At 65.5% G+C, this 24,916-nt stretch carries 25 protein-coding genes and 2 tRNA genes; 26 read left to right on the forward strand and 1 reads right to left on the reverse strand.

What is annotated here, in order from left to right:
• Window positions 1–47 precede the first annotated feature (47 nt).
• From RMP10_RS05515 to RMP10_RS05540, 6 genes are all read left to right on the forward strand, one after another.
• On the forward strand, window positions 48–1,841 hold the full coding sequence (locus RMP10_RS05515) for an ATP-dependent DNA helicase RecQ (RefSeq protein WP_310569388.1): 1,794 nt from the start codon (window positions 48–50) through the stop codon (window positions 1,839–1,841).
• Window positions 1,842–1,855: 14 nt separating this feature from the next.
• Window positions 1,856–3,073, forward strand: coding sequence for an acyl-CoA dehydrogenase (locus RMP10_RS05520; protein ID WP_310569389.1), 1,218 nt, complete (start codon window positions 1,856–1,858; stop codon window positions 3,071–3,073).
• 472 nt (window positions 3,074–3,545) lie between these two features.
• Complete coding sequence (locus tag RMP10_RS05525; protein WP_309669799.1) at window positions 3,546–5,117, forward strand: Rne/Rng family ribonuclease; 1,572 nt, start codon at window positions 3,546–3,548, stop codon at window positions 5,115–5,117.
• Between the two features lie 129 nt (window positions 5,118–5,246).
• Window positions 5,247–5,564, forward strand: coding sequence for a 50S ribosomal protein L21 (gene rplU / locus RMP10_RS05530; RefSeq protein WP_310569390.1), 318 nt, complete (start codon window positions 5,247–5,249; stop codon window positions 5,562–5,564).
• A 50-nt stretch (window positions 5,565–5,614) separates the two neighbouring features.
• On the forward strand, window positions 5,615–5,908 hold the full coding sequence (rpmA, locus tag RMP10_RS05535) for a 50S ribosomal protein L27 (protein ID WP_171224440.1): 294 nt from the start codon (window positions 5,615–5,617) through the stop codon (window positions 5,906–5,908).
• A gap of 135 nt (window positions 5,909–6,043) precedes the next feature.
• Window positions 6,044–6,418, forward strand: a complete 375-nt coding sequence (locus RMP10_RS05540; RefSeq protein ID WP_310569391.1) for a hypothetical protein — start codon at window positions 6,044–6,046, stop codon at window positions 6,416–6,418.
• On the opposite strand, the gene RMP10_RS05545 is transcribed toward RMP10_RS05540, so the two are convergent.
• Window positions 6,409–7,107 (reverse strand): glycerophosphodiester phosphodiesterase, encoded by a 699-nt coding sequence (locus RMP10_RS05545; RefSeq protein WP_310569392.1) that lies wholly within the window; start codon window positions 7,105–7,107, stop codon window positions 6,409–6,411. The genes RMP10_RS05540 and RMP10_RS05545 overlap by 10 nt on opposite strands.
• Before the next feature lie 146 nt (window positions 7,108–7,253).
• Here RMP10_RS05545 and RMP10_RS05550 point away from each other — a divergent pair, with 146 nt between their 5' ends.
• From RMP10_RS05550 to gap, 20 genes are all read left to right on the forward strand, one after another.
• Window positions 7,254–7,808: an RNA polymerase sigma factor gene (locus RMP10_RS05550; RefSeq protein ID WP_310569393.1), complete on the forward strand. Its 555-nt coding sequence runs from the start codon at window positions 7,254–7,256 to the stop codon at window positions 7,806–7,808.
• Window positions 7,801–8,520 (forward strand): zf-HC2 domain-containing protein, encoded by a 720-nt coding sequence (locus RMP10_RS05555; RefSeq protein WP_310569394.1) that lies wholly within the window; start codon window positions 7,801–7,803, stop codon window positions 8,518–8,520. The genes RMP10_RS05550 and RMP10_RS05555 overlap by 8 nt, the downstream gene beginning before the upstream one ends.
• Window positions 8,517–9,107 carry a hypothetical protein gene (locus tag RMP10_RS05560; RefSeq protein ID WP_310569395.1) on the forward strand — a complete coding sequence of 197 codons (591 nt, stop codon included), beginning with the start codon at window positions 8,517–8,519 and terminating at the stop codon, window positions 9,105–9,107. The genes RMP10_RS05555 and RMP10_RS05560 overlap by 4 nt, the downstream gene beginning before the upstream one ends.
• Window positions 9,108–9,170: 63 nt before the next feature.
• Window positions 9,171–9,254 (forward strand) — tRNA-Leu (locus tag RMP10_RS05565).
• 120 nt (window positions 9,255–9,374) lie between these two features.
• Window positions 9,375–9,446 (forward strand) — tRNA-Asn (locus RMP10_RS05570).
• 209 nt (window positions 9,447–9,655) lie between these two features.
• Window positions 9,656–11,143, forward strand: coding sequence for a leucyl aminopeptidase (locus RMP10_RS05575; protein WP_310569396.1), 1,488 nt, complete (start codon window positions 9,656–9,658; stop codon window positions 11,141–11,143).
• Window positions 11,140–13,077 (forward strand): Plug domain-containing protein, encoded by a 1,938-nt coding sequence (locus RMP10_RS05580; RefSeq protein WP_310569397.1) that lies wholly within the window; start codon window positions 11,140–11,142, stop codon window positions 13,075–13,077. The genes RMP10_RS05575 and RMP10_RS05580 overlap by 4 nt, the downstream gene beginning before the upstream one ends.
• A gap of 43 nt (window positions 13,078–13,120) precedes the next feature.
• Entirely contained in the window at window positions 13,121–14,002 is an 882-nt protein-coding gene (locus tag RMP10_RS05585) for a YicC/YloC family endoribonuclease (protein ID WP_310569398.1), read from the forward strand.
• Window positions 13,999–14,646: a guanylate kinase gene (gene gmk, locus RMP10_RS05590; RefSeq protein WP_310569399.1), complete on the forward strand. Its 648-nt coding sequence runs from the start codon at window positions 13,999–14,001 to the stop codon at window positions 14,644–14,646. Before RMP10_RS05585 ends, gmk begins: the two co-directional genes overlap by 4 nt.
• A 3-nt stretch (window positions 14,647–14,649) precedes the next feature.
• Window positions 14,650–14,856, forward strand: a complete 207-nt coding sequence (locus RMP10_RS05595; protein WP_171224451.1) for a DNA-directed RNA polymerase subunit omega — start codon at window positions 14,650–14,652, stop codon at window positions 14,854–14,856.
• A gap of 91 nt (window positions 14,857–14,947) precedes the next feature.
• Window positions 14,948–16,153, forward strand: coding sequence for a bifunctional phosphopantothenoylcysteine decarboxylase/phosphopantothenate--cysteine ligase CoaBC (gene coaBC, locus RMP10_RS05600; RefSeq protein WP_310569400.1), 1,206 nt, complete (start codon window positions 14,948–14,950; stop codon window positions 16,151–16,153).
• Complete coding sequence (locus RMP10_RS05605; protein WP_310569401.1) at window positions 16,143–17,270, forward strand: uracil-DNA glycosylase; 1,128 nt, start codon at window positions 16,143–16,145, stop codon at window positions 17,268–17,270. Before coaBC ends, RMP10_RS05605 begins: the two co-directional genes overlap by 11 nt.
• Window positions 17,267–18,763, forward strand: coding sequence for a replicative DNA helicase (gene dnaB / locus RMP10_RS05610; RefSeq protein WP_309669273.1), 1,497 nt, complete (start codon window positions 17,267–17,269; stop codon window positions 18,761–18,763). The genes RMP10_RS05605 and dnaB overlap by 4 nt, the downstream gene beginning before the upstream one ends.
• 10 nt (window positions 18,764–18,773) lie before the next feature.
• Window positions 18,774–20,171, forward strand: coding sequence for a DNA repair protein RadA (gene radA / locus RMP10_RS05615; RefSeq protein WP_310569402.1), 1,398 nt, complete (start codon window positions 18,774–18,776; stop codon window positions 20,169–20,171).
• A complete protein-coding gene (gene ispD / locus RMP10_RS05620; RefSeq protein ID WP_309669275.1) occupies window positions 20,168–20,944 on the forward strand; it encodes a 2-C-methyl-D-erythritol 4-phosphate cytidylyltransferase in 777 nt (258 codons plus the stop codon). The genes radA and ispD overlap by 4 nt, the downstream gene beginning before the upstream one ends.
• Window positions 20,945–20,950: 6 nt before the next feature.
• Window positions 20,951–21,628: an L-threonylcarbamoyladenylate synthase gene (locus RMP10_RS05625; RefSeq protein ID WP_310569403.1), complete on the forward strand. Its 678-nt coding sequence runs from the start codon at window positions 20,951–20,953 to the stop codon at window positions 21,626–21,628.
• A gap of 24 nt (window positions 21,629–21,652) precedes the next feature.
• Window positions 21,653–22,117, forward strand: a complete 465-nt coding sequence (locus RMP10_RS05630; protein ID WP_310569404.1) for a low molecular weight protein arginine phosphatase — start codon at window positions 21,653–21,655, stop codon at window positions 22,115–22,117.
• Window positions 22,118–22,127: 10 nt separating this feature from the next.
• Window positions 22,128–23,009, forward strand: coding sequence for a shikimate dehydrogenase (locus RMP10_RS05635; RefSeq protein WP_310569405.1), 882 nt, complete (start codon window positions 22,128–22,130; stop codon window positions 23,007–23,009).
• Window positions 23,006–23,875 (forward strand): phosphoribosyltransferase family protein, encoded by an 870-nt coding sequence (locus RMP10_RS05640; protein ID WP_310569406.1) that lies wholly within the window; start codon window positions 23,006–23,008, stop codon window positions 23,873–23,875. Before RMP10_RS05635 ends, RMP10_RS05640 begins: the two co-directional genes overlap by 4 nt.
• A 5-nt stretch (window positions 23,876–23,880) precedes the next feature.
• The gene (gap, locus tag RMP10_RS05645; protein ID WP_310569407.1) at window positions 23,881–24,891 is read left to right on the forward strand and encodes a type I glyceraldehyde-3-phosphate dehydrogenase; all 1,011 of its coding nucleotides are present in this window, start codon (window positions 23,881–23,883) and stop codon (window positions 24,889–24,891) included.
• Window positions 24,892–24,916 lie beyond the last annotated feature (25 nt).

Here is a 24,916-nt window from a genome sequence, read left to right on the forward strand (position 1 = left end):
CATCCTTTCGATGACGGGCGCGCGAAGCGGAACGACTAGCGTGCGGCATGCCGATCGCACGCACCACATCCGCCGGTTACGGCACGCTGGAACTCGCCCGCGCCACACTGCGTGACACGTTCGGCTATCCGGATTTCCGGCCGCCGCAGATTCGTGCCGTGCAGTCGGTGGTTTCCGGGCGCGATTCGCTTCTGGTGCTCCCCACCGGCGGTGGCAAGTCACTCTGCTACCAAGTACCCGCGCTCATTCGCGACGGACTGACCGTGGTGATCTCGCCGCTGATCTCGCTGATGAAGGATCAGGTCGATGCGCTGCAGCGCAAAGGCGTCTCGGCGGCGTTCATCAACAGCACGCTGAGCGTGAGTGAGGTGGCCGAGCGTATGGCACGGGCGCGCGACGGCTCGTTGAAACTGCTCTATCTCGCGCCCGAGCGACTGGAGGCCGGCCGCACCCTTCAGCGTCTCGTCGACGTCGGGGTGCGGCTGTTGGCCGTCGACGAAGCGCACTGCATCAGCGAGTGGGGGCACGATTTCCGGCCGAGCTATCGGCGAATCGGACTGATTCGCGAGCGACTCGGCATGCCGCAAACCGTTGCCCTCACGGCAACCGCGACACCCGATGTCCGGAGGGACATCGTGCGGCAGCTCGCGCTGCGTGACGTCGAGGTGGTCGTCGCCGGCTTCGATCGCATCAATCTCACGTATCACGTGACACCGGTGCGCACGCAGCCCGACAAAGATCGTTCCGCCATCACACTGCTGCGCGCCACGGATGCGCCGGCGATTGTCTACGCACCCACGCGCAAGGCGGTCGAGCGCGTCACTTCCGTGCTGGTGCGCGGACGCATCAGAGCCGTCGCGTATCACGCCGGCCTGGACGACGCGCTCCGCCAGCGCGCGCAGGATGCGTTCATGCAGGAGCGCGCGCGGGTGATCGTGGCCACGAGCGCGTTCGGCATGGGTATCGACAAGCCCGATGTCCGACTGGTAGTGCATCACTCCATGCCCGGTTCCCTCGAGGCGTATTACCAGGAGGCTGGACGCGCCGGTCGCGACGGCCAGCAGAGCACGTGTGTCCTGTTGCATGCGTATCCCGATCGCTTCACGCACGAATTCTTCAGCGACTGTGCGCACCCTGAGCGCTCCGTCATCGAACGCACCTGGCACGCGTTGCGGTCACTCGCCGACCGGCAGGGCATGGTGTCACTTTCAGTCGAGGAGCTGGCGCACCGCCTGCCCACGTCGCTCGGCGAGCGAAAGATCGGGGCGGCGCTTCGCGTCCTGATGGCGGCCGGCGCCTGTACGAGTGAGGCGCCCGCGCCGGGTCGCGTCGCGGTCCGGCTCCTCGCGTGTCCGGAGCGGGTCATTGGCGAGCTCACGGGCGATCGTGCGTTTGATCGGGACGTGCTCCGAGCGCTGTGGCGTGCGGTCGGCAGCAAGCTGGAGCTCGGCGCCACCATTGATCTCGACTCGCTACCTCGTGCGCTCGGTGGATCGATGGCGCTCGTCCCTGTTTTGGAGCGGTTGGCAGCGCAGCAGTTCGTCACGTGGACGCGAACGGGGGCGGGCGTGCGCCTCGATCCGCGCGCCCAACACGGGAAATGGCTGCCGGTTGATTGGTCCGCGATCGACCGACGACGCAAATCCGATCTGAACCGACTCGACGCTATGCAGGGATATGCGCAGACGCGCTATTGCCGAAGAGCGTTCGTCCTGCGCTATTTCGGAGACCCCGAAGTGCGCTCCCAGTGCGCTGCCTGCGATCGATGCTTGGGCACCACTGAAGTCCTTCTACCGGCCAGTACGAAGCAGTCCGTTCGTGGCCGGTCCCGCCCGCTCTGACCTCGACGTCTTCCATGGACGATAGTCTTTATTTCAACGAGCAGCATCTCGCCGTGCGTGACATGGTCCGCAGTTTTGCGCGAGAGCAGGTTGCCCCCGTCGCATCGCAACACGATGAGGACTCGACGTTCCCCTGGGTGAATGTGAAGGCCATGGGCGAACTCGGACTCCTCGGTATCCCGTGGTCCGAGGATGTCGGTGGCGCCGGATTCGATACGATCAGTTTCATGATCGCGATCGAGGAGCTCGCGAAAGTGTGCGCATCGCATTCCATCACGATCAGCGCGCACACCACGCTCGGCACGTCGCCCATCGTGAATTTTGGCACGAAGGCACAGATCGAGCAGTACGTGCCGCTGCTGGCCAGCGGCAGGGTGCTCGGCGGCTTCGGCCTCACCGAAGAAAGCGCGGGCAGCGATGCCGGTGGCACGCGTACAACGGCCGAGAAAAAAGACGGCTACTATCTGCTGAACGGCTCCAAGCGTTTCATCACCCACGCCGGTGTCGGTGAAGTGTTCGTCGTCACCGCAGTGACCGACCCGTCCAAGGGTACGAAGGGCATCTCGTCGTTCATCCTGAACAAGGAGAGCTGCGATCTCGCGCAGTGCCGTGTACTGGGGGTCGGCCACGATGACTCGTTGACGCCGATGAAGGGCTTCACGTCGGGCAAGAAGGAGAACAAGCTCGGATGGCGTGCGTCCGATACGCGCGAGCTGCTGTTCGACAACGTCGAAGTACCGGCGGAGAATCTTCTGGGCACCGAGGGCCTCGGCTTCATCAACTTCATGAAGACGCTCGACGCCGGCCGTATCGGCATCGCGTCGCTCTCGATCGGCATCGCGCAGGGTGCGCTGGAGGAATCGCTGAAGTACGCGTCGGTCCGCAAGCAGTTCGGGGCGGCCATCGCGACGTTCCAAGGGATTCAGTTCCAGCTGTCCGATATGGCGACCGAGATCGAAGCTGGCCGTCACCTGGTGTATCACGCCGCCTGGCTGGCGCAGCAGGGCAAGCCGTTCGGCAAGGAAGCCGCGATGGCCAAACTGTTCTGCTCGGAGCTGGCCATGCGCGCCACGATCAAGGCCATTCAGATCCACGGCGGGTACGGCTACACGAAGGACTACCCGGTCGAGCGCTACATGCGCGATGCCAAGATTTGCGAAATTGGCGAAGGGACAAGCGAGATCCAGCGCATGGTGATCGCGAGGCACCTGCTGAAGGGACTGATGGACTGAGTCACCGGGACGGACCGCCGTGGGTGTATTGCGGGAGACGTTCGGTCCCGTGTACTCTTCCTTGGTAGTCCGTTTTGGTAGGACCCCGCAGTTTCCGTAGCCGTCGCTTCCGGCGCCGGCGGCCCGTGCGACTCACGGGCCGTTTGCGTTTGTGGCGGGGGCGGATTGGCGCCAGCGTGCAGCCATCCGACGCCCTCCACACGTCCCACCGCATGACACGCCCTGTGTGTCGATCGCGGGTAATCGCGTTTCTCCTGAGGCCTGCGCCTCCCGCCGCTACCGAAGCGCGGGACGGTCCGCGGTGTTCGGGCGCGACTCGCCCGTCCGATCAGTCGTGCTGGTTGGGGGAGCCCCGTGACGTCGTCCGTGTCGCCGCCGCCTGGCGCGCTCGGGCAGCCTCTGTTCGATCACCGTGTTTGTCGCCGCATCGGTCCAGTGGAGTCGCCACCGCCGAGACGCGCGGCAGGTCAGAATGAAGCGAGAAATCCTGGTGAACGCGACGCCGCGCGAGACGCGCGTCGCCATTCTCGAGGACGGCCAGTTGGTGGAGCTGCTGGTAGATCGACCCGATGCCCGTCGCATGGTTGGCGACGTGTATCTCGGGAAGGTCGAAGCCGTGCTTCCAGGTATTCAGGCCGCCTTCGTGAACATCGGCACCGAGAAGTCCGCATTCCTGCACGCCGCCGATGTGGTGGTTGAGGATGCGCCCGTGGCCGATGATGAAGACGACGACGAGGACGAGGCCGGAGATGACGCTGGCGGCGGAAGCGCCGGCGGTGGGCGTCGTGGGCGCCGTGAAGTCCGCCCGATTCAGGACCTCTTGAAGCGCGGGCAGGATATCCTCGTCCAGATCACCAAGGAACCCATTTCCACGAAGGGGCCCCGCGTGACCGCGCAGGTCTCCCTCGCCGGGCGGTTCCTGGTGTATATGCCGTTTGCGTCGAAAGTCGGCGTCAGCCGCAAGATCGACGAGCGCTCCGAACGCCAGCGTCTTCGGGCGATGGTGTCCGAGATGCTCCCCGACGACGTCGGCGGCGTGATCATCCGCACCGTGTCCGAGGACGCGACCAAGGAAGTGTTCGAGCGTGAGCTCAACACGCTCATCAATAACTGGAAGCGGATCAAGCGGAAAACGCAGTTCACGCGCGCGCCGGCCCTGGTGCATCGCGAGACCAATGTGACCCGCGGACTCGTGCGCGACCTATTCAGTGCGAAGGTCGAGGGCGTTACCGTTGACTCGCGCCAGGTCTTCAACGAGATCACCGAGTACCTCACCGGCATCGCCCCCGAGCTCGTCGAGCGGGTGAAGCTGTACGAGGACATCGTCCCGCTGTTCGACAAGGCCGATATCGAGACGGAAATCCGCGACCTCTTCAAGCGGCGCTGCGATCTGCCCAGCGGTGGCTACCTGATCATCGAGCCAACCGAGGCGCTCGTCTCGATCGACGTCAATTCCGGGCGGTACACCGGCAAGCGCGATCCCGAAAAGACCGTGTTCAAGACGAATACCGAAGCCGCGCGCGAAATTGCGCGACAGCTGCGCTTGCGTGACGTCGGTGGCATCATCGTGTGCGATTTCATCGACATGGAAACGCAGGGGAATCGCGACAAGGTGATCCACGAGTTGCGGACCCATCTCGGTCGTGATCGCGCCCGGACGAAGGCCCATGCCGTGTCTGACCTGGGGTTGGTGGAGATGACCCGCCAGCGCGTGCGTCAGAGCCACTGGCAGAGCATGACCGAGTCGTGCCCCACCTGCAGCGGAACGGGCCGGGTATTCACGCCGGAAACGATCGTTCGTCGAACCGAGCGGGCCGTTCGTCGCATGTCGGCCGAGGGGCGCCGAGAGCCGGTGATCTTGCGGCTCCACCCGGAGGTCGCGCTGCACGTGCTGGAGCAGGAGCACGACTTCGTGAAGCGCCTCGAGAAGTTGGCTGGATTCCCCTTGGAGCTGCGCGACGATCCGCTCCTGCGCCCGGATGAAATCAAGCTCGTTATGCGGGGCGCCCAGCGGGATGTCACACAGCAGTACGCCTTGGCCTGAACACGGCCGGAAATCCACGTTCCCACAGGCGCCTGAGGCTGGTCTCAGGCGCTTGACAGCTAAAGCGAAGCCGGATAAGCTTTAAGGCTACGTTTGAAGCCTGCAGAATACGATTTAACAGATAGAGCCATGAGCTACGCGATCATTCGCACCGGCGGCAAGCAGTTCCGTGCCGAGCCGGGCAAGTCCCTCAGGATTCCCTCGTTGCTCGGCGATGCCGGCACGGCCGTCGAGTTCAACGACGTCCTTATCGGCAATGTCGGCACCGGTGTCCGCATGGGCGTGCCCACGCTCAGCGGTGCCAAGGTCACCGGCGAGATCGTGAAGCACGGCCTCGAAGACAAGATCATCGTCTTCAAGTTCAAGCGCCGTAAGAACTACGCCCGGAAGCAGGGTCATCGGCAGAAGTTCACGGAAGTTCGCATTAACGAAATCACCCTCGGCTGATCGCCGGCGGCGCGCCTCACTGGCGCGCCTCCTTTTCCGGAGTAAGAGCAATGGCACATAAAAAAGGCGTCGGCTCATCACGCAACGGTCGCGATTCGAATCCGAAGTTTCGCGGCATCAAGAAGTACGGTGGTGAGTTCGTAACGGCTGGCAACATCATCGCGCGTCAGTGCGGTACGAAGTGGCATCCCGGCAGCAATGTCGGCATGGGCACCGACTACACGATTTACTCGCTCGTCGATGGAGTGGTGCAGTTCCAACACCACAACAAGAAGAAGTACAAGATCAGTGTGCTCCCCGTCGAGTTCGTCGAAATGATCGTCGAGGAAGTAGTCGAGGCCTAACCCTCGCCAGACGATCGTGGTATTCAAAAAGCCTCCGCCGTGCGCGGGGGCTTTTTGCGTTTGTCCCGCCGTAACTTCCGGGTGTCGGTTCACGTAGGTTCTTTGCATCACTCACACTTTTCGGAGAAGCGAGCCATGGCGATCTGGGATAAGGTCAAGCAGGGGATCGATAAGGCCGGGAAGGCGGCGCAGGACGTCTTCGACGAGGGCAAGCTGCGCCTCGACGCCTATCGGGCCCGCGAACAGGCGGACAAGGCCGCCGAGGCGCTTGGATACGCCGTGTTCCGTGCCGCAGATGCCGGTGGCGAGTTGGCGGCCGACGCACGCGATCGGCTCATTGTCGCCTTGCGGGCGCAGGACGCCGAGGCACGTCGCCTGGAGACTGAGCTGGCCGCGGCGCGCGCCGCCAACGGCACGACGGAGGCCGAGACGGCCGCCGGTTCAGTGCCGACCGCGCCCGTGCAACCGCCGGTGCAGCAGTCCGCGCCGCCGACGGATCCTCAGGGATAGAACGCCGCGCGAATGGTCGCCGGTACATCCGTGCAGAGGCCGTCTACGCCCCATGCGGCGAGGAGATGCGCGCGCACCGGATCGTTTTCGGTCCACGCGATCACCTTGGTGCCACGGTCGTGAGCCGCGATCACGAGCGCTTCGTCGATCAGGTGGGTGTATTGCCAAAGCGCGTCCGGCGCGGTGGGGTGAAGCATGCCCACCGGGTCAATGAGATACGAGTCGGATAAGAACCCGATCGCCGTGGTCGGGCGAGTCACCCTGACCGTGGCGGGAATGCGATGGTCGAATGAGTGCACCGCCGTCCGCACGGTGGGGTGGCGGTCCAGCACGGCAGCGACCGCCGCCTCGATGCGTGCAGCCTTCACCTCGACGTAGACCGTCGCCTGCGTCCCGACCAGCGCCAGCACATCGTCGAGAAGCGGCAGCGGATGCCCGCCGTGCAGCCGCGCGGTACGGATCTCCGACAGCGTCAGGTCGCGAATCGCCGCAGTGCCTCCGGCGTTTCCACCCCGTTCCAGAGAAAGCACCGAGTCGTGATGCACCACCACGTGGCCGTCGGCCGACCCATGCACGTCGAGCTCGATGCCGTCTGCCTGTTGTTCGAGGGCTCGGCTGAAGGCGGCGAGAGTGTTCTCGAGGCACTCGCGCGACGAGCCGCGATGGGCGATGATGTCTGGTATATGCATGTCTGCGCTCCCCGTCGCGTCGTCGTTGCCCGATTCCCAGCCCGAACCGCTCTGGCGGCCAAGCTTCGGTGCCCGACCTCGTCACGTCAATGGCGCGGCACGGCCTTAACGATGCCCCCGGCGCGTCGTCCAATAGGTCGAAGCGTATGATCCAAGCCGAACAGACCGATGACGCGTCCGTCGATAGCGCCCTCATTGCGCAGTGGATGGCGGGTGACGAGCGGGCCGCCACGGCGATAGTCGAGCGGCACGCGGGCGCGCTGGCGCGTTTTGCGGTCCGTTTGGGGGTCGAGGAGGATGTCGACGAGTTGGTGCAGGACACGTTCATCAGGGCATTTTCGGCGCTCGAGTCGTTCCGGTCGGACAGTTCGCTGCGCACGTGGTTGTTTACCATCGAACGTCGGCTCGTCATCGATCGGCGACGATCGTCGGCTCGGCGGGGGCGTGAGGTCGAAGTAGACGACGGTTATGCGGCTACCGAATACGACGCGCTCGACGCCTTGGTGGCGGATGAAGCCGCGCAGCGGATGGCCTCGGCGATTGGTCGTCTAACACGCATGCAGCGTGAGGTGTTTACGCTTCGTGTGCAGGAAGGGCGGAGTTACAGGGAGATCGCGGAAATCCTCGACAGTTCTGAGGGCGCCGCCCGGGTGCACTACCACAACGCGATGCGAGCCGTGAAGGAGTTTCTCGATGACTGAGTGCCGGACACCGGAGATGCAGGACCTGTTGCCCGACTATGTGTCGGCGTCGCTTGATGCGGCCGCCGCGGCATTGGTGGAGCAGCACCTGTCGATCTGCGACCCGTGTCGCGACGACATCGCCGTGCTGCGCCTGGCGCGCGCGGTTCGGTCAAAGGCCGTGACCGTCGATGTCGCGAAGATCGTGGCGAACCTGCCGCGGCCCACGCCGACGTTGAGACTTCTACGATCGTCCAGTGACACATCGCCGGATGCCGCGCCGTCGCGAGCCGCCGCGCCGACGAGCGCGCCGGTGAGCGCGCTGCGTCCTCGGCGCAACTGGTCGGGATCCGTCTGGCAAGTGGCGGCGGCGGTCGGCGTGATGATCGTAGGTGGCACCTCGCTCATCGTGTCGCGAAACAGTCCGAATAGCCTTACAGGTGCTCGTTCGAACGAGGCCCGGCTGGCGGAAGCCGCCGAAAGCGCATGGTCGCGGACGCCGGCGCCTGGCGTGCAGCCGTCGGCGACGATCGCGGCACTGGATTCGCCCGCGAACATCGGCAGCGCCGGTCGCGAATCGCGGGTGTCCGTGTCGTACGGCGATCTTGGCGACTACTCCGAAGCCGAGCTGCAGCGCATGCTCGATCGCCTCGAGAAATGGGATGGCACGAGCTCCACTGAGCCGTTGCCGACGCTACCTGTTGTATCGACGTCTGGAGGGTCCGCACCATGATGACGCCGCGATTTCGATGGATGGTCGCCGCCGCGCTCGTCATGACGATCGGTTCGCCGATCGGTGCCGTCGCGCAGGGGACACCGCCGCACGGGACCGGTCGCTCGGGCGCGTCGCGCATGAATGATCCACAGCGTGACGTCCTCGAGAAGCGCTTTAAGCAACGCATCGACGCCATCGTTAAGGAGCGACTGCGTCTCACCGATGATCAGCAGAGCAAGCTGCGTGAGGTAGCGTCGCGTACGGAAGAATCGCGGCGCGTGCTGCGCCGAGAGGAGTTCGTGCTGCGCACGTCGTTGCGTGAGGAGATGAAGGCGGGGAAGAACGCCAACGAGGTCAGGGTCGGCGAACTACTCGACCAGATGCCTCGCCTCGAGCGTCGCAAGCTCGATCTGTTGGAGTCCGAACAGCGTGAGCTGGCCAAGTTCCTCTCGCCGACGCAGCGGGCGCGCTACTTCGGGCTGCAGGATGAGCTTCGCCGGGGAATGCATGACCTGCAGCGTCGGCGCATGGGAATGGACGATTCGACGGCCGGCTCATCGGATGCTCGGGACATGCGGCGACGCGGGGCACCGCCGCCGATGTAATGGCTCCCCCCGTGGCGTCGCTTTCGCCAACCGTGTACACTTGTCTAGGTATGGATGGTGTACGCCCAGATGGCGGAACTGGCAGACGCACGGGACTCAAAATCCCGCGCCCGCAAGGGCTTCCGAGTTCGACCCTCGGTCTGGGCATTGGTTGAGCGCCTATCGTGATGTCGTACGGCGCGCTAGGCGTTTCGCACAACGCCGTTGAGTTGTCGTGCGTAGTTGTCGATGTTGAGTGCAGGGCAGCGGCTGTACATGGGCCACTGATGGGGTGTAGCTCAATGGCAGAGCACTCGACTGTTAATCGAGCGGTTGTAGGTTCGACTCCTACCGCCCCAGTCTTCGCAGCATAGAACGCTCGGTTTTCCCCTCGGAAAACCGAGCGTTCTATGTTTCCGGCACCATTCGTCGCTCGTGGCCGCTCGCCTCGCTTGCCGCGCCCGCCCGTGAATGCCTAGCTTCCCGTAATCTGATGGTGCACGCTCCACGACTCATGGGCGATCCGCGACCGTGCGGCATCGCCTATTCCCTCTGCGCCGATTGCGTCCATGCCCTTTTCGCTCCAGCTCAGTCATGCCGCTCCCGCCTCGGTCGACTCACCGTTGCTGGCGATCGTGCTGTCTCAGGACCTGACACTCGACGACGCCCTGCGCGCCGTGGATTCGCCGCTCGCCGGCGCGATCCAGCGGTCGATCGCCCGACGCGATTTCCGTGGCGGACGCGATGAGACCATGTTGTTCGTCGGTGGCGACACGGGTGCTCATCGTGTCCTGCTGGTTGGTCGCGGATCGGCGCCGCTCACGCGCGCTACCGCCCGACGTGCGGCGGCCATCGCGGCGCGGCAGGCGGGCAAGCTCGGTACCGGTGCAATGCACCTCGTACTCGCCGGTGGGGACGCGAACGCCGACGCCATCGAAGGACTCGCGCTTGGAGCGGCCGCCGGGAGTTGGGCCTATCCCGATCTGCAGGCTCAGCCGCCCGAGAAGGATCGGCGGGCGCGCCTGGAGTCGGTCACGGTGCTGGGCGCCGACACTGATGCCGTGCGGGCGGGCTTCGCGGCCGGTGCGGCGGTGGCGGAGGGGCAGGCGATCGCCAAGCGGCTCGGCATGATGCCCGGCAACGTGTGTACGCCCGAGACGTTTGTCGAAGTGGGGCGCGAGATCGCCGCGCGCCACGGGATGACGCTCACCGTGCTCGGGCGCGCCGAGATGGAGCAGGAAAAGATGGGTTCGTTTCTGTGCGTGGCGCAGGGGACGCCGGAGGAGCCTCGTCTCGTCGCGCTCGAGTATCGCGGCGGCGCGCCGGATCAGCAGCCCGTGGTACTGATTGGCAAGGGCCTCTGCTTCGACACCGGTGGCATCTCCATCAAGCCGGCACCGGAAATGGAGTGGATGAAGTTCGACATGTCGGGCGCGGGCGGGGTGATGGGTGCGATGGACGCCATCGGTCGTCTCAAGCTGCCCGTGAACGTGGTGGGCATCATCGGGTCGACCACCAACATGCCCTCCGGCACGGCCGTGAAGCCCGGTGACGTCGTACGGGCCTCGAACGGCAAGACGATCGAAATCATCAACACCGACGCCGAAGGTCGTCTGGTGCTGGCCGACCTGTTGGTGTTCGCGAAGCGGTTCAACCCGGCGATCGCCATCGATGCGGCGACGCTCACGGGTGCCATCGTGATTGGTCTTGGTGCGAATGCGGTCGGCGTGTTCGGAAAGGACCAGTCAGCGGTCGACGAAGTCCTGGCCGCCGGAGCGGCTTCAGGTGAGCCGGGATGGCCCCTTCCGCTGTGGGATGAGTACAAGGAGCAGATCAAATCCGATGTGGCCGACCTGAAGAATACAGGCGGCCGCGCGGCGGGCTCCATCACCGCTGCTCTCTTCCTGCAGGAATTCGTGGACGGTTATCCGTGGGTGCATCTCGACGTGGCCGGGACGGCCTATTCGCAGGTCGATCTGGGCTGGATTCCGAAGGGACCGACGGGGACGCCCGTGGGCACGTTCGTCGAAATCGTACGGGCGCGCGCGCGTCGGTGATCCGCTCCGTTCGGCTTATGGCCGCCAGCCTGCTGGTGGCCATCGCGGTGCCGGCGTTCGCGTCGGCGCAGGTTCGTCCCGACTCGGTGCGGAAGGACACGGTACGGGTGTCGGTGCCCGTGCCGCCGCCGCCGGGTGTCGACACGCTTCCCAAGCGCATCATCGCCAGCGACTCGGCCGTCTTCAAGCGTGAAGTCGCGCGCACGGACAGCATCAAACGCGCGATCGCGGCCGATACGATCAAGGCGCCGCTCGCGCGCTTCGAACGACCGGATGATTTCGAGACGTCGCCGCGACTGCGGTTTTCCCGCGAGGAGATTCTCTCGTCGGGGGCGGTCAACCTGGCGGATCTCCTCGATCGCGTGCCAGGCGTCACGACGTATCGCAGCGGATGGATCGCCGGCGTACACGCCGCGTCCTTCGCCGGAGATACCCGGCGCCTCCGTCTGTTCATCGATGGGGTCGAGATGGATGCCATCGAGCCGCGCAACGGCGGCACGATCGATCTGACCGACGTGCAGCTATGGATGCTCGATGAGTTGGTGGTGGAGCGGGCGGCCGGCGAGGTGCGCGTCTGGATGCGCACGTGGACCGTCGAGCGCACGACGCCGTACACTCGGGCCGATATCTTCACGGGTGACCTGAATACCAACGCGTTTCGCGGCCTCTTTGCGCGTCGGTGGCGCAACGGCGTGCTGCTGCAACTCGGTGGACAGCAAGTGGCGACGCAGAGTGGACGCGTGAATGCATTCACCGGTGCGGAGAGCTCGGCCGGACGCGGTGATGGAACGGTGCAGGGATTCATGGCCCGCATTGGCTGGTCGAAGCGTCGTGTGAGCGTCGATCTGTTCGCGAATGCGACCGCCCGTGAACGTGATCCGCATACGGCGCGCGAAGGATTCACCGATTTGCTGCCCTACAAGGGCTCGCGTCGCGATGCGTATCTGAGGGTCGGATACGGCGATACGCTGCGCGGTTTCTGGTCGCAAGCGATTGTCGGTGTCGTGCGCACGCGCCTTGAAGGAATCGGCGATGCCGTGGAGGCAACCGACTCGACGCCGGCCGTGGTAACGGACACGATTCGTGGACGCACCCAACAGCTGCTGGCGGCGGGGTATCGCACGTCGCTCTGGTCGGTCTCGCTCACAGATCGGGTGCGTCCGATCGACGGCGCGGCGTTCCACGCGCCAGCGCTGCGCGGACGACTTGGCGGCGCACGCTATGCGATCGGTGCGTTCGCCGAAGAGAACGGAGCGGACTCCACGCGCCGCATCGATCTGTCGGCACGGGCGCAACCCTTTTCGTGGCTGATCCTCACCGGCGCGCAGAGTACGCGCACCCCGGATTCGGCGACCGGTCGCGAGAGTGGCAACACGTTGCGCGCCGAGGCCGCGCTCAAAGTTGGCCGATTGTGGCTCGGCGGCGGCGTCATTCGGGACAACGGCAATCGCTTCGACTCGCCGGTGATTCTGGGAACGCCGGCGGCCGTGCTGTCGTCGGTCGATGCCCAGGGTGTCCTCGTGTCGGCCGCTGGTCGTGTGTACAAAGACGTGCGTGTCGATGTGCAGGCGATTCGGTGGGATGGCTCGCAGTACAATCGTCCGCAGCTGCACGTACGAACGGAGATCGCACTCATCAGCGATTGGCGCCGTCGATTCCCGCGTGGTGAGTTCTCGATCAACGCCCGCATCTGGCACGAGCTGCGCGATGGTGTGCCGTTTTTCTACGGCACGGCGGCGGGCAGCAGCACGCCGGAGGTCCGCATCACCGAGCGCGCCAATGTGATGACCGGGTTGCTCGAACTGCGCATCCAGCGCGCGACGCTTTTCTACCAATACCGCAATCTGACCGGCGGTGCGTACGAGCAGATTCGCGGTATCACCATGCCGCCCGCCGTCCAGATGTACGGCGTGCGCTGGGAGTTCTGGAACTGATGCGGTTGACCTCGTTCGACGTGCGCGCTTCATTGCCCATCGCATGATTCGCTCAATGACGGGCTTCGGCCAGGCGGAAGGCACAGTCGGCACCTCCCGGGTGTTGGTCGAAGTGCGTACGGTCAACCATCGGTTTTTCTCTCCGAGCATCAAGGTGCCGGGCGCCTACGGGCGCTGGGAGACCGAGGTGCGCGAGGCAATGCGCCTCAAGGTCAGTCGCGGGCACGTGACGTTGACTGCTCGGAGCGAGCGGCTGGCGACGCCGGCCATTGCCATCGACGACGAGCGTTTTGCGGCGGTGGTCGCACAGCTGCGCGATCTGCACGATCGGCATGGACTGTCCGGTGGCGTCGATCTCGCGACCGTGTTGCGCATGCCCGACGTCATGTCGGCGCCGCGCGAAGAGGAGGACACCGGCACGGCGGCGGACCTGGTCGCCATCGTGGAGCGAGCGCTCGATCACCTCGGGCGCGCCCGGGCCGAGGAGGGCGCGCGGCTCGCCACGGTCTTGCGCGAACGATTGGACTTGGTAGACGCCGCGCTGCAGCGGATCGCTATCCGGGCGCCGGAACGCCTGATGGCTCAGCGGGATCGACTCCGGGCGGCCGTGAAGGAGCTGGCCGAGGGCTTGGCCGTGGATGAGACCCGATTGGCGCAGGAGATTGCCATTCTGGCCGATCGAATGGACGTCAGCGAAGAGCTCGACCGGTTTCGATCGCACATCACCGCCTTTCACAGCGTCTTGGCGGACGCGGATGCGGGCGGGGAACCGGTCGGCAAGCGACTGGGCTTTCTCCTTCAGGAAATGCTCCGGGAGGCGAACACCACCGGCAGCAAGGCGGCCGACGCCGCGATTCTTCACGATGTGGTTGGCGTCAAGGAAGAGCTGGAACGCATCCGGGAGCAGGTCGAGAACCTCGAGTGAGCCCATTTCCGGTCATCCTGTCCGCTCCCTCCGGGGGTGGAAAAACCACAATTGCGCGTCGCGTGCTGGAGCGGCGGGCCGATGTGGGTTATTCTGTTAGCTGTACCACGCGTGCGCCTCGGGATGGTGAGGAGGACGGGCGTGACTATCGCTTTATCAGTCTCAAGGCATTTGCCGCCGCGCGTGACGCGGGCGAATTCGCCGAGTGGGCTGAGGTGCACGGGAATTTCTACGGAACGATGCGCTCGGAAATTCAGCGGGTGCTGAATGCCGGGCAGCACGTGCTCATGGACATCGACGTGCAGGGGGCGCGACAATTCCACGTCGCGTTTCCCGATACGGTGCTGATTTTCGTGTTGCCGCCGTCGGGCGAGGTGCTGAAGTCTCGGCTCTCGGCGCGGAAAAGCGAGAATCGTGAGCGGTTGCTCGTTCGCTTGCGGAACGCTCGTGCGGAATTGGGAGAAGTCGGACGCTACCACTACGTGGTGGTCAACGATGATCTCGAGCGCGCGGTCGATCAGGTGAGTGCGATTATCGATGCGGAAGGACTGCGGCACGACCGGGTACACGAAGTCGAGGCGCAGGTCGAGGCGCTCATTGCGCAGCTCGAAGAGGAAATTCACGTTTTCAGCAAGGGCGACTGACGCATGCAGGTTTTTACTCCGTCCGACGTGTCGAAGCACGCGGCCAACAAGTATCTGAGCGTGCTCATCGCGGCCAAGTTCGCGCGCGTGCTCAACGAATTCCCCCGCGATCGCTCGGCGCACGAGAAAAAGCTCACGACGCGCGCGCTCGAAGAGCTCGCCCACGGTGAGATCGAGTATCGCGTGGTACCGCGCCGCCGTCCGGGCTGAGTTCACGCCGCTTGCTGGACCCCGCGCCGCGCCGTGACGATCGTCCCGGCGCGGCGCCTTTTCTCCCCCCTCAGCGCCCTCGCCTGCTCCTGTGCGTCCCTTCGACCGTCAGCGCATTCTGCTCGGGGTCACCGGCGGCATCGCGTCCTACAAGGCCGCGTGGCTGGCGCGCCTGCTGACGCAGGCTGGTGCAAAGGTCGACGTCGTCCTCACGCGGGCCGCATCGGAGTTCATCGGCGCGATCACATTCGAGGCGCTCACGGGACGTCCCGTACACACGGCGCTCATCGCGTCGGGGCATGCGCTGGATCACATTACGCTCGCCCGCGCGGCGCAGCTCGTGGTCGTGGCACCGGCGACCGCTGATTTTCTCGCGCGCGCCGTCGGTGGGCACGCTGACGATCTGCTTTCGGCCTGCTTGCTCGCGACGACGGCACCGACGCTGCTCGTGCCGGCCATGAACGACCGCATGTGGGCGCATCCCCAGGTGACGCGTAACGCGGCGGCCGCGCGTGAGCTCGGCTATCACGTGCTCGATCCTGACAACGGCGCACTGGCGGCTGGCGAGGGCAGTGGCCCCGGGCGCATGCCCGAACCCGAGACGATTCTGGCGTATTGTGCGCGCCTGCTCGAGACGCCAACGGTGCTTGAAGGACGCTCGGTTGTGGTCACGGCAGGTCCGACCCGCGAGCCCATTGATCCCGTGCGCTTTCTGTCGAATCGCAGCAGCGGAAAGATGGGCGTAGCCATTGCGGCGGCCGCGTGGCGACGCGGTGCTGATGTCACGTTGATCGTCGGTCCGCTCGATGTCGCCACGCCGCCCGGTCTGCGCGTCGTCACCGTTGAGACGACGTCGCAGATGCGTGAGGCAGTGTTGCAGGCGCTGCCGGGCGCCGCTGCGCTCGTGATGGCCGCGGCGCCAGCTGATTTTACGGCAGCGGCGCCTGCGAGCGCCAAGATCAAGAAGGCGGACGCCGGCGACGCACTCGCACTCGTCCGCACCGATGATATTCTCGCCGCGACCAGGGCGTCGCGCCCCGCGTCGTGCGTCACCGTCGGATTCGCGCTGGAGACGGGCGATGCGACCAGTGAGGCACATCGCAAAGTGGCCGACAAAGGGCTCGACTTCATCGTCGCCAACGACGCTCTGGAAGCCGGTGCCGGTTTTGGCGTCGACACGAATCGCGTGACGATCGTACACGCGGACGGCCGCGAAGAGCATCTGCCGCTGCAGAGCAAGACGCAGGTGGCGGATCAGATTCTCGATCGTATTGAGGGGCTGCTGCATGGACGCTAAGGATCGTCTCCGTCGGTACCTCGAGCAGCGCCGGGAGCTTGGCGAGTCCGAGCTCGTGCTGGACAGCCTCTCGATCGAGGACGTCATGAAGATGGTCGGCGCGAAATCGTCCGCGCCGAAGGTCGCCGACGTTCCAGCGACGGCGAAATCGAAGGCGCCAGCGCTGGCGGATCGGGATGCGGATGCGCCGCCTCCCGACCAGACGCACGACATGACGTCGGCGCCCGTCACACCGCCGCCCGAGCCCGGCGTGCGCTTCGATCGCGGTGCGACCACCGATTGGCGTGAGGCGTTGCGCAATGCCGGCGCAATGCGCCCTAGTGACGCGTCGTCAGCGCCGCCCATCGTAGTTACGCCGTCTCCCGCTGCCGAGGCTGCTGCCGATGCCGCTAATACGGCGGCGGCAGCGAGCACGCAGGCCATGGCGGATACGCCGATCAAGAATCTGCCAGCGTGGTTGTCGGCGCTCGAACTCCCGCTCGGGATTGAAGCGGGCCGTTTGCGCGTGATCGATGCGGCACCGGACGTAGCCAGTCTGCCCACCCTCGAGGAAATCGCCGAGCACGTCGCCGGCTGTACGCGCTGCGCGCTGTACAAGTCGGCCAAGCATCACGTACTGGGCGAAGGCAATCCGCAGGCTGAATTGCTGTGCGTGGGCGAAGCGCCTGGCGTACACGAAGATGAGCAAGGCCGCCCGTTCGTGGGCGAGGCCGGCCAGTTGCTGACCAAGATTCTGGGGGCGATTCAGCTATCGCGCGAGGAAGTTTTCATCTGCAACGTGCTGAAGCACCGGCCGCCGGGAAATCGCGATCCGTTGCCGGACGAAGTGGTCGCTTGTCAGCCATACCTGCTGCGTCAGATCGAACTCGTACGCCCTCGTGTCATTCTCGCGCTCGGTCGCTTCGCGGCGCAGACCCTGCTACAGACCACCACCGGCATCGGCGCACTGCGCGGCCGCATACATCGCTTTCACGGCGTGCCGCTCATCGTGACGTATCATCCAGCGGCGCTGCTGCGCAACGAATCGTGGAAGCGTCCCACCTGGGAAGACGTGAAGCTCGCCCGCCGCATTCTCGACGCATCGCGCGCTGCCAGCGCGGACTCTACGGCTCCATGACCAGTCTCGTCGTTCCCAACGCTGCCGCCCCAGCCACGCGCGATCCGTTCAAGGAACGCCGGCCCCCTTGGTCCGAGGAGGCCGAGCAGGCCGTGCTCGGTGCCATGCTGCTCGACGCCGACGCCGTGATGCGTGCGGCGGAGCACGTCGATGACACGATGTTCTACCGCGAGGGACATCGCCGGCTCTTCCGCGCCATGATCTCGATCACGGAGCGCGGCGGCGTTATCGATCCGCTCACGCTCGCCGATGAACTGGAACGCCGTGGAGAGCTCGAGCACGCGGGTGGTCGCGAGTATCTCGGGTTCCTGCTCGATGCGGTGCCGACGGTTGCGAACGTGGAGTATCACGCGCGGATCGTGAAGGAGCGCGCACTGCTGCGCCGCCTCATCGAAGTGTCGACCGAAATTGTGTCGGAGGCGTTCGAGGGGCGCACCGCGGCGGCGGATCTGCTCGACTCCGCTGAGTCACGCATCTTTTCGTTGAGCCAAACGAGAGAACGGACCGGCTTCTCGCGCATTAAGGAGCTGCTCTGGCCGGCGATGGAGAAGCTCGAACTGCTCGCGCAGCGCGAGGCCGCGATTACGGGCGTACCGAGCGGCTTTAACGAGCTCGATTTCATGACATCGGGGTTCCAGCCGGCCGATCTGGTGATCGTGGCTGCGCGTCCCTCCATGGGTAAGACCGCCTTCACGCTCAACATCGCGCAGCACGCCGCCATTACGGCCAAGGTGCCAGTGGCCTTCTTCTCGCTCGAAATGAGCAAGGAGTCGCTGGTGCAGCGTATGCTCGCGTCGGAGGCGCTCATCGACGCGCAGGCGTTGCGTAAAGGCGGTAGGGCGCTCGACGAATCGATGCCGCGTTTGGCGCAGGCGGCTGGTATCCTGAGCCATGCGCCTATCTTCATCGACGACACGCCAGGCATCACGCTGCTCGACATGCGCGCCAAGGCGCGTCGGCTCAAGTCCGAGCACGACCTCGGACTCATCATCGTCGACTACCTGCAGCTCATGACGGGGCCTGCCGGCGTCGAGAACCGACAGCAGGAAGTCTCCCAGATTTCGCGTGGCCTGAAAGCCCTTGCGAAGGAGCTGGGCGTGCCAGTCGTGGCTTTGTCACAGCTGTCGCGTGCACCGGAACAACGCACCGGCGACGACAAGGGACGTCCACAGCTCTCCGACCTTCGTGAATCGGGCGCCATCGAACAGGATGCCGACGTGATCATGTTCATCTTCCGCCAGGAAGTGTACGCCGAGCGTGATGAGAACGGCCGGCTCAAGGATCCTGATCTCGAAGGCCGCGCCGAGATCATCATCGGCAAGCAGCGTAACGGACCGATCGGCAGTGCGCGGCTGTACTTCCACAAGCAGTACACGCGCTTCGACAACTTCTCGGCCCGGCAGGCGCCCAACGATTTCGGCGGACCGAAGTCGGATTTCGGCGGACCGAAGCTGGTGAAGGGCGCCGATGATTTCGGCGGGACGCCCTTCTGAGTTCGCGGTAATGGCCAAGGCGAAGACGGTTTATCGTTGCACCGAATGCGGCGCGGAGTTTCCCAAGTGGGCGGGACGCTGCGAGAGCTGTGACGCGTGGAATACCCTCGGCGAGGAGATGGTCTCCAACGCGCCGACCAGCAAGCGCACGGCAGCGCGGAGTGTGCCCGGCATCGCCGCCGCCACGGTCACCCTCGGTCGTGTCACGGCGGCCGATACCCCGCGGTGGACCACGCAGCTGAATGAGTTCGATTTCGTGCTCGGTGGTGGCCTTGTGCCGGGCAGCATGGTGCTCGTGGGCGGCGAGCCTGGAATCGGCAAGAGCACGCTGCTGCTCCAGGTGGCCGCCCGACTCGAAACCGCCGGCTTGGCCACCCTGTATGTGTCCGGCGAAGAGAGCGCGCTGCAGGTGCGTCTGCGCGCCGACCGACTCGCCGAGGATGCGTCGTCGGTTGCGCTGCTCACGGAAACGTCACTCGAAACCATTCTCGCCACGGCGTCGCAGCCGACGCCCGATGGTCGCCGCTTCAGTGTGCTGATCGTCGACTCGATTCAGACGGTGCACACCGAACTGCTCGAAGGCGCACCAGGTAACGTTGGGCAGGTACGCGAGTGCGCGGCGCGTCTCATGCGGTTCGCGAAGGACACCGGCACCGCCGTGTTCGTGATCGGTCACGTGACGAAGGGCGGCGGGATCGCTGGTCCGAAGACGCTCGAGCACATCGTCGACACCGTGCTGTACTTCGAAGGCGATGGTACGCTCGATCATCGCGTGCTGCGCGCCACGAAGAATCGTTTCGGCTCGGTCGACGAGATCGGTGTGTTCCGCATGGTCGGCACCGGACTGATTCCGGTGGAGAATCCGTCGGCGCTGTTTCTCGGCGATCGGCGCGATGTGGCAAGTGGCAGTGCCGTCTGTGCGCTCATGGAAGGCACTCGACCGGTGCTGGTGGAAGTGCAGGCGCTCGCCGCGCGGGCCGGCTTCGGCACACCGCAGCGCGTCGCGAACGGCATCGACGCCCGCCGGTTGGCGCTACTGCTGGCCGTGCTCGACAAACGCGGTGGGTTCTCGTGTGCGCAGCTCGACGTCTTCTGCAACATCGTCGGTGGCATGCGCGTGCAGGAGCCCAGTGTGGATCTTGCCATCGTGGCTGCGATCGCTTCGAGCGTGGTCGACAAACCGCTCCCGGCGCAGGCCATCTTTCTCGGTGAAGTCGGGCTGGGCGGCGAAGTGCGTCCGGTGTCGCAGGTCGAGCGGCGCCTGGCTGAAGCGGCCAAGCTCGGCATGACTCGTGCCTATCTCTCGGACCGCGCGATCCCGCGACGCGTGCCGGGCGACATCACGCTGGTTGGCGTGCGGACGTTGGCGGATGTGCTACAGAAAACGGTCGGCAAGGATGCAACATGAGTGAGTCGCCAACAGCACCGCGTCGCGTGATTCCCCCACCGGTGATCACGTCACGCGGGGACGAGTCGGCGACAGCCGACGGCGTCGTTCGCGACGTCGGCGTGGTCATCGTGGCCGGCGGCTCCGGCTCGCGCACGGGCAGTGCCGAGCTTAAGCAGTTTCGCTGGGTGGCCGGAAAGCCTGCGCTGCTGCACAGCGTGCAGGCGTTCATGGCGCGCCCCGATGTGGCGATCGTCGTGGTGGTGCTTCCCAAGGCGTACGCGGCCGATCCGCCACCCTGGTTGTTCCAGTGCGATGTCGATCGGCTGTTGGTATCGGTCGGTGGACGCGAGCGGCATGAAAGCGTTGTGAATGGACTCGAAGATCTGCCCGAGGACGTCGTCATCGCCGTCGTGCACGACGCCGCGCGTCCACTGGTGACCGATGCCACGATCGATCGAGTGATCGCCGAAGCACGGAAGGGCCACGGTGCCGTCGCGGCGCTCCCTGTGGTCGACACGCTAAAGGAAGTCGATGCCGACGGCCGCATCGTGCGCACGGTGGATCGCACGAGTCTCTGGCGCGCGCAGACACCGCAGGCGTTCCCGCGCACGATGCTCGAGCAGGCGCATATCGCGGCGCGCCGCGATGGCGTCGGCGCGACCGACGACGCCGGACTCTGTGAGCGCCTCGGTTTACCGGTCGTCGTGGTGCGCGGCAGCGAACGAGGAATGAAGATCACCGAGGACGTCGATTTCGCTCGCGCCGACGCCCTCAGCTTGCTACCGGAGTAGCCGCCCGTGTCCGTGCATCGCGAAGCGCTCACCGTACCGTTCTGGTCTCCCGTCGAGGTCGAAGCGGCGCTGCGTGATGCGATGACGCACCTGAGTGAGCGGCGCGTGCTCGCGTATCCAACGGAAACCGTCTATGGATTCGGCACGGCCGTCGATCACGAGTCCGTGGAAGCGCTGGTGCAGTTGAAGGGTCGGCCGCCGGGTAAACCGTTTTTGCTGCTCATCAATGATCCGGCGCAAATCGCGCGACTGGATTTACATCTGCCGACGTATGCATCGACGTTGGCAGCGCGGTTCTGGCCGGGACCGCTCACGTTGGTGCTGCGTGGGGGCGATCATCGCGTGTCGCCGCGTTTACGTGGTCCAGAGGGCGGCGTGGCCGTGCGGTGGACCCCACACGTCGGCCTGCAGCGCCTCCTCGCAGCCTACGGTGAACCGATCACCAGCACGAGTGCGAATCGCCCCGGGGTTCCGCCTGCGATGACGGCCGCTGAAATTGTACAGCAGTGGCCCGACGCCATTCACCGCGGACTGCTGCACGTGCTCGACGGCGGTCGGCTGGCGCCGTCGCGTTCGTCTACGGTGGTAGACTGCACCGGCCGTCGCGCGCGCGTGATCAGGCCCGGTGTGTTGACAGCGATCCAGCTGCGTGAATGCGTGCCGGATCTCGTGGGCGATACCTAGCATACGCCGAGGGGCGCGCAACGCATGCATCTGCTCTTCGTCTGTACCGGCAACACCTGTCGCAGTCCGCTCGCCGAGGCGATCGCGCGGCGGATGATCGACGGGCGCGGCATTCCCGATCTCACGGTGGGGAGCGCCGGCACCAGCGCGTGGGCCGACGCGCCCGCGTCTGACGGCGCGCTGCTCGTCGCGCTCGAACACGGGATCGACCTCGGCGATCATCGATCGCGGCCGCTGGCGCAGGAACTCGTAAGCAGCGCGCACGTCATTCTCACCATGGGCCCGCATCATCTCGATCGGGCCGAGGCGCTGGGCGGCACGGGGCGGTCGTGGTTGCTCACTGATTTTGCCGGTGGCACGCCGCGTCCGGTGAGTGATCCGTTCGGGGGTGACCTCGACGTGTACCGCGCCACGTTCGTCGAGCTCGAGCAGGCCATCGGCGCCGTGCTCGACCGGATCGTCGCTGATCGTTCCCGCAGCGCACCCTGAGTCGTCGCCCGTGACGGAGCAGCGTCAGGAGCGTGCAGTCCGTGCGGCGCAGCGTCCGTCGCGCCTGGTCATTCTTGGGCACCCCGTGGCGCACTCGCTTTCCCCGGTCTTCCAGAACGCGGCGTTGCTCGACGCGGGAATTCCCGTCGTGTACGACCGCGAGGATGTCGCGCCGGATGCGCTGACCGAGGCGCTGCGACGCCTCGCGGCGGAGGGCGCAGGCGGCAACATCACGATTCCGCACAAGGAGGCCGCGGCCGCGTTGATCTCGCGGTGCACACCGACCGCGCGTCGCGTCGGAGCGGTCAACACCTTCTGGACGGAGCAGGGCGAGCTCGTCGGGCACAACACCGATGTCGATGGTGCCGTCGCCACGATACGTGCGCTCGTTCCCGCCGAGGTCTCCGCTCCAGGCGACAGATCGGTTGTGTTGCTTGGTGCCGGCGGGTCGGCCGCCGCGACGCTGGTGGCGCTGTCCTCGCTGGGCTATCACCGCATCACGATGGTCGCGCGCACCACGGGGCGAGCGCACGCCTTGTCGGAACGACTCGCCATTCCGGCGCAGGTTGTTCGACCCGATGCGCTGGAGCGTGTCGTCGCCGACGCGGAGCTCGTCATCAACGCGACGCCGATCGGCTTGCGCGACGACGCGTTGCCGATGCTTGTCGCCATGATTCCCGCCCGCTGTGCCGTGTTCGATTTGGTATATCGGCGGGGACGCACACCGTGGATCGCGGCCTGCCGTGAGGCCGGACGTCGTGCCGAAGATGGCCTCCGCATGCTGGTCGAGCAGGGTGCCTCGGCATTCGAAGCGTGGTTCGACGTGTTGGCACCGCGTGCGGTGATGTGGCGGGCGCTCGACGCCGCGCCACCGACCCACGATGGTCGATGAGCCCTCGCGATGAACCGCGCGGCCGTGCCGCGCGCCCGGTCATGGCGATCGCGCGGGCGGCGCGTGACACGGCCCGCGGCATGGTCGACCTGCTGTTGCCATCGGCGTGCGCCATCTGCCGGGCGTTGCACCGGGCGGACGCCGATGGCATCGTCTGTCAGGCGTGCCTGGCGCGGGTGGTGCGCCTGAGTTGGCCCCAGTGTGGACGCTGCGGGCAGCCGCGGCTGTCGCCCTCGATTCCGTTACCGGTCGAAGCCACCCCCTCGGGCGTGATCCCGCCCTGTCGTTGGTGCGGCCGACTCGCGCCGACCATCCGTGCCGTGCGCTCCGTGTGCCGTATGGACGAGGGGACGGGCGCAGCGCTGGTCCATGCGCTCAAGTACGACGGCTGGCACGCCGTCGCGAAACCGATGGCCCGACGCATGGCGCGTCTGGAATGGCCGCCTGATGTGGTGCGCGAGCGCACGGCACTCGTCCCGGTACCGCTGTCGATCACCCGGCAGCGTGCACGCGGCTATAATCAGGCGGAACGGCTCGCCAGCGCCCTCTCGACCGAATGGCGGATACCAGTATGGGCCGACGTACTCGAGCGCAATCGCGACACCAGATCGCAGGTGCGGTTGACACCATCGGAGAGGGCAAGCAACGTTTCCGGTGCGTTCGTGGCCACAGGCCGCGCTCTCGCCCGTCTCAGGGGGGCACACATCGTGCTGGTGGATGATGTGATTACCACTGCGGCGACGATCAACGCGGCTGCCCAGGCTCTCGCCGATGGCGGCGCTCGCATCATCTCCTGTGTGACATTCGGACGGGCGCCTGAACCGGGTGACCGTGCCGTTTCTGACTACGACTTCATCCGGAACTGACACGAATGGCTATTCGCGTAGGCATCAACGGCTTCGGCCGCATCGGCCGCCAGGTGCTTCGCGCCGCCAAGCAGCAGGGCGTCGCTGACCTCGACTTCGTTGCCATCAACGACCTCACCGATACCGCCACGTTGGCGCACCTGTTCAAGTACGACTCGGTGCACGGGCGGTACGACGGTGACGTCAGTCATGATGCCGAGAGCATCACGATCGACGGCGATCGCATCCGCATTCTTGCCGAGCGTGACCCGGCCAAGCTGGGCTGGGGCGAAATGGGCGTCGACATTGTCCTCGAATCGACCGGCCGCTTCACCGTGGCCGCCGATGCCAAAAAGCACATGGACGCGGGCGCCAAGAAGGTCATCATCTCGGCACCGGCCACGAACGAAGACATCACGATCGTGATGGGCGTGAACAGCGACAAGTACGATCCGGCGTCGCATCACATCATCTCCAACGCGTCGTGCACGACCAACTGTCTCGTGCCGATGGTCAAGATCATCCGTGACAACTTCGGCTTCGTGCATGGATCGATGGTCACGATCCACAGCTACACGAACGATCAGTCCATCCTCGATCTCCCGCACAAGGACTTGCGGCGTGCCCGCGCGGCCGCGGTGTCGATGATCCCGACGACGACCGGTGCCGCGAAGGCTACGTCGCTCGTGATTCCGGAAGTAAAGGGCAAGATCGATGGTATCGCCGTGCGCGTGCCGACACCCGATGTGTCGCTCACCGACCTCACCTGCGTCGTCGAGCGCAAGGTCACGAAGGAAGAAGTCAATGCGGCGTTCAAGAGCGCTTCGGAGACCTCTCTCGTTGGCATTGTGGGCTACAGCGAGGTGCCGCTGGTCTCCATCGACTATGTCGGCGATCCGCATTCGTGCACTCTCGACGCGCTCAGCACGATCGTCATCGACGGCACGCTCGTGAAGATCTCCGGCTGGTACGACAACGAGTGGGGCTACTCGTCGCGCTGTGTCGACATGCTGCGCTTCGTCGGCGCTCGCCTCTAAGCGCTCCGGGCTTTAGCACGCGCTC

The sequence above is a fragment of the Gemmatimonas sp. genome, assembly GCF_031426495.1.
Classification (GTDB): Bacteria; Gemmatimonadota; Gemmatimonadetes; order Gemmatimonadales; family Gemmatimonadaceae; genus Gemmatimonas.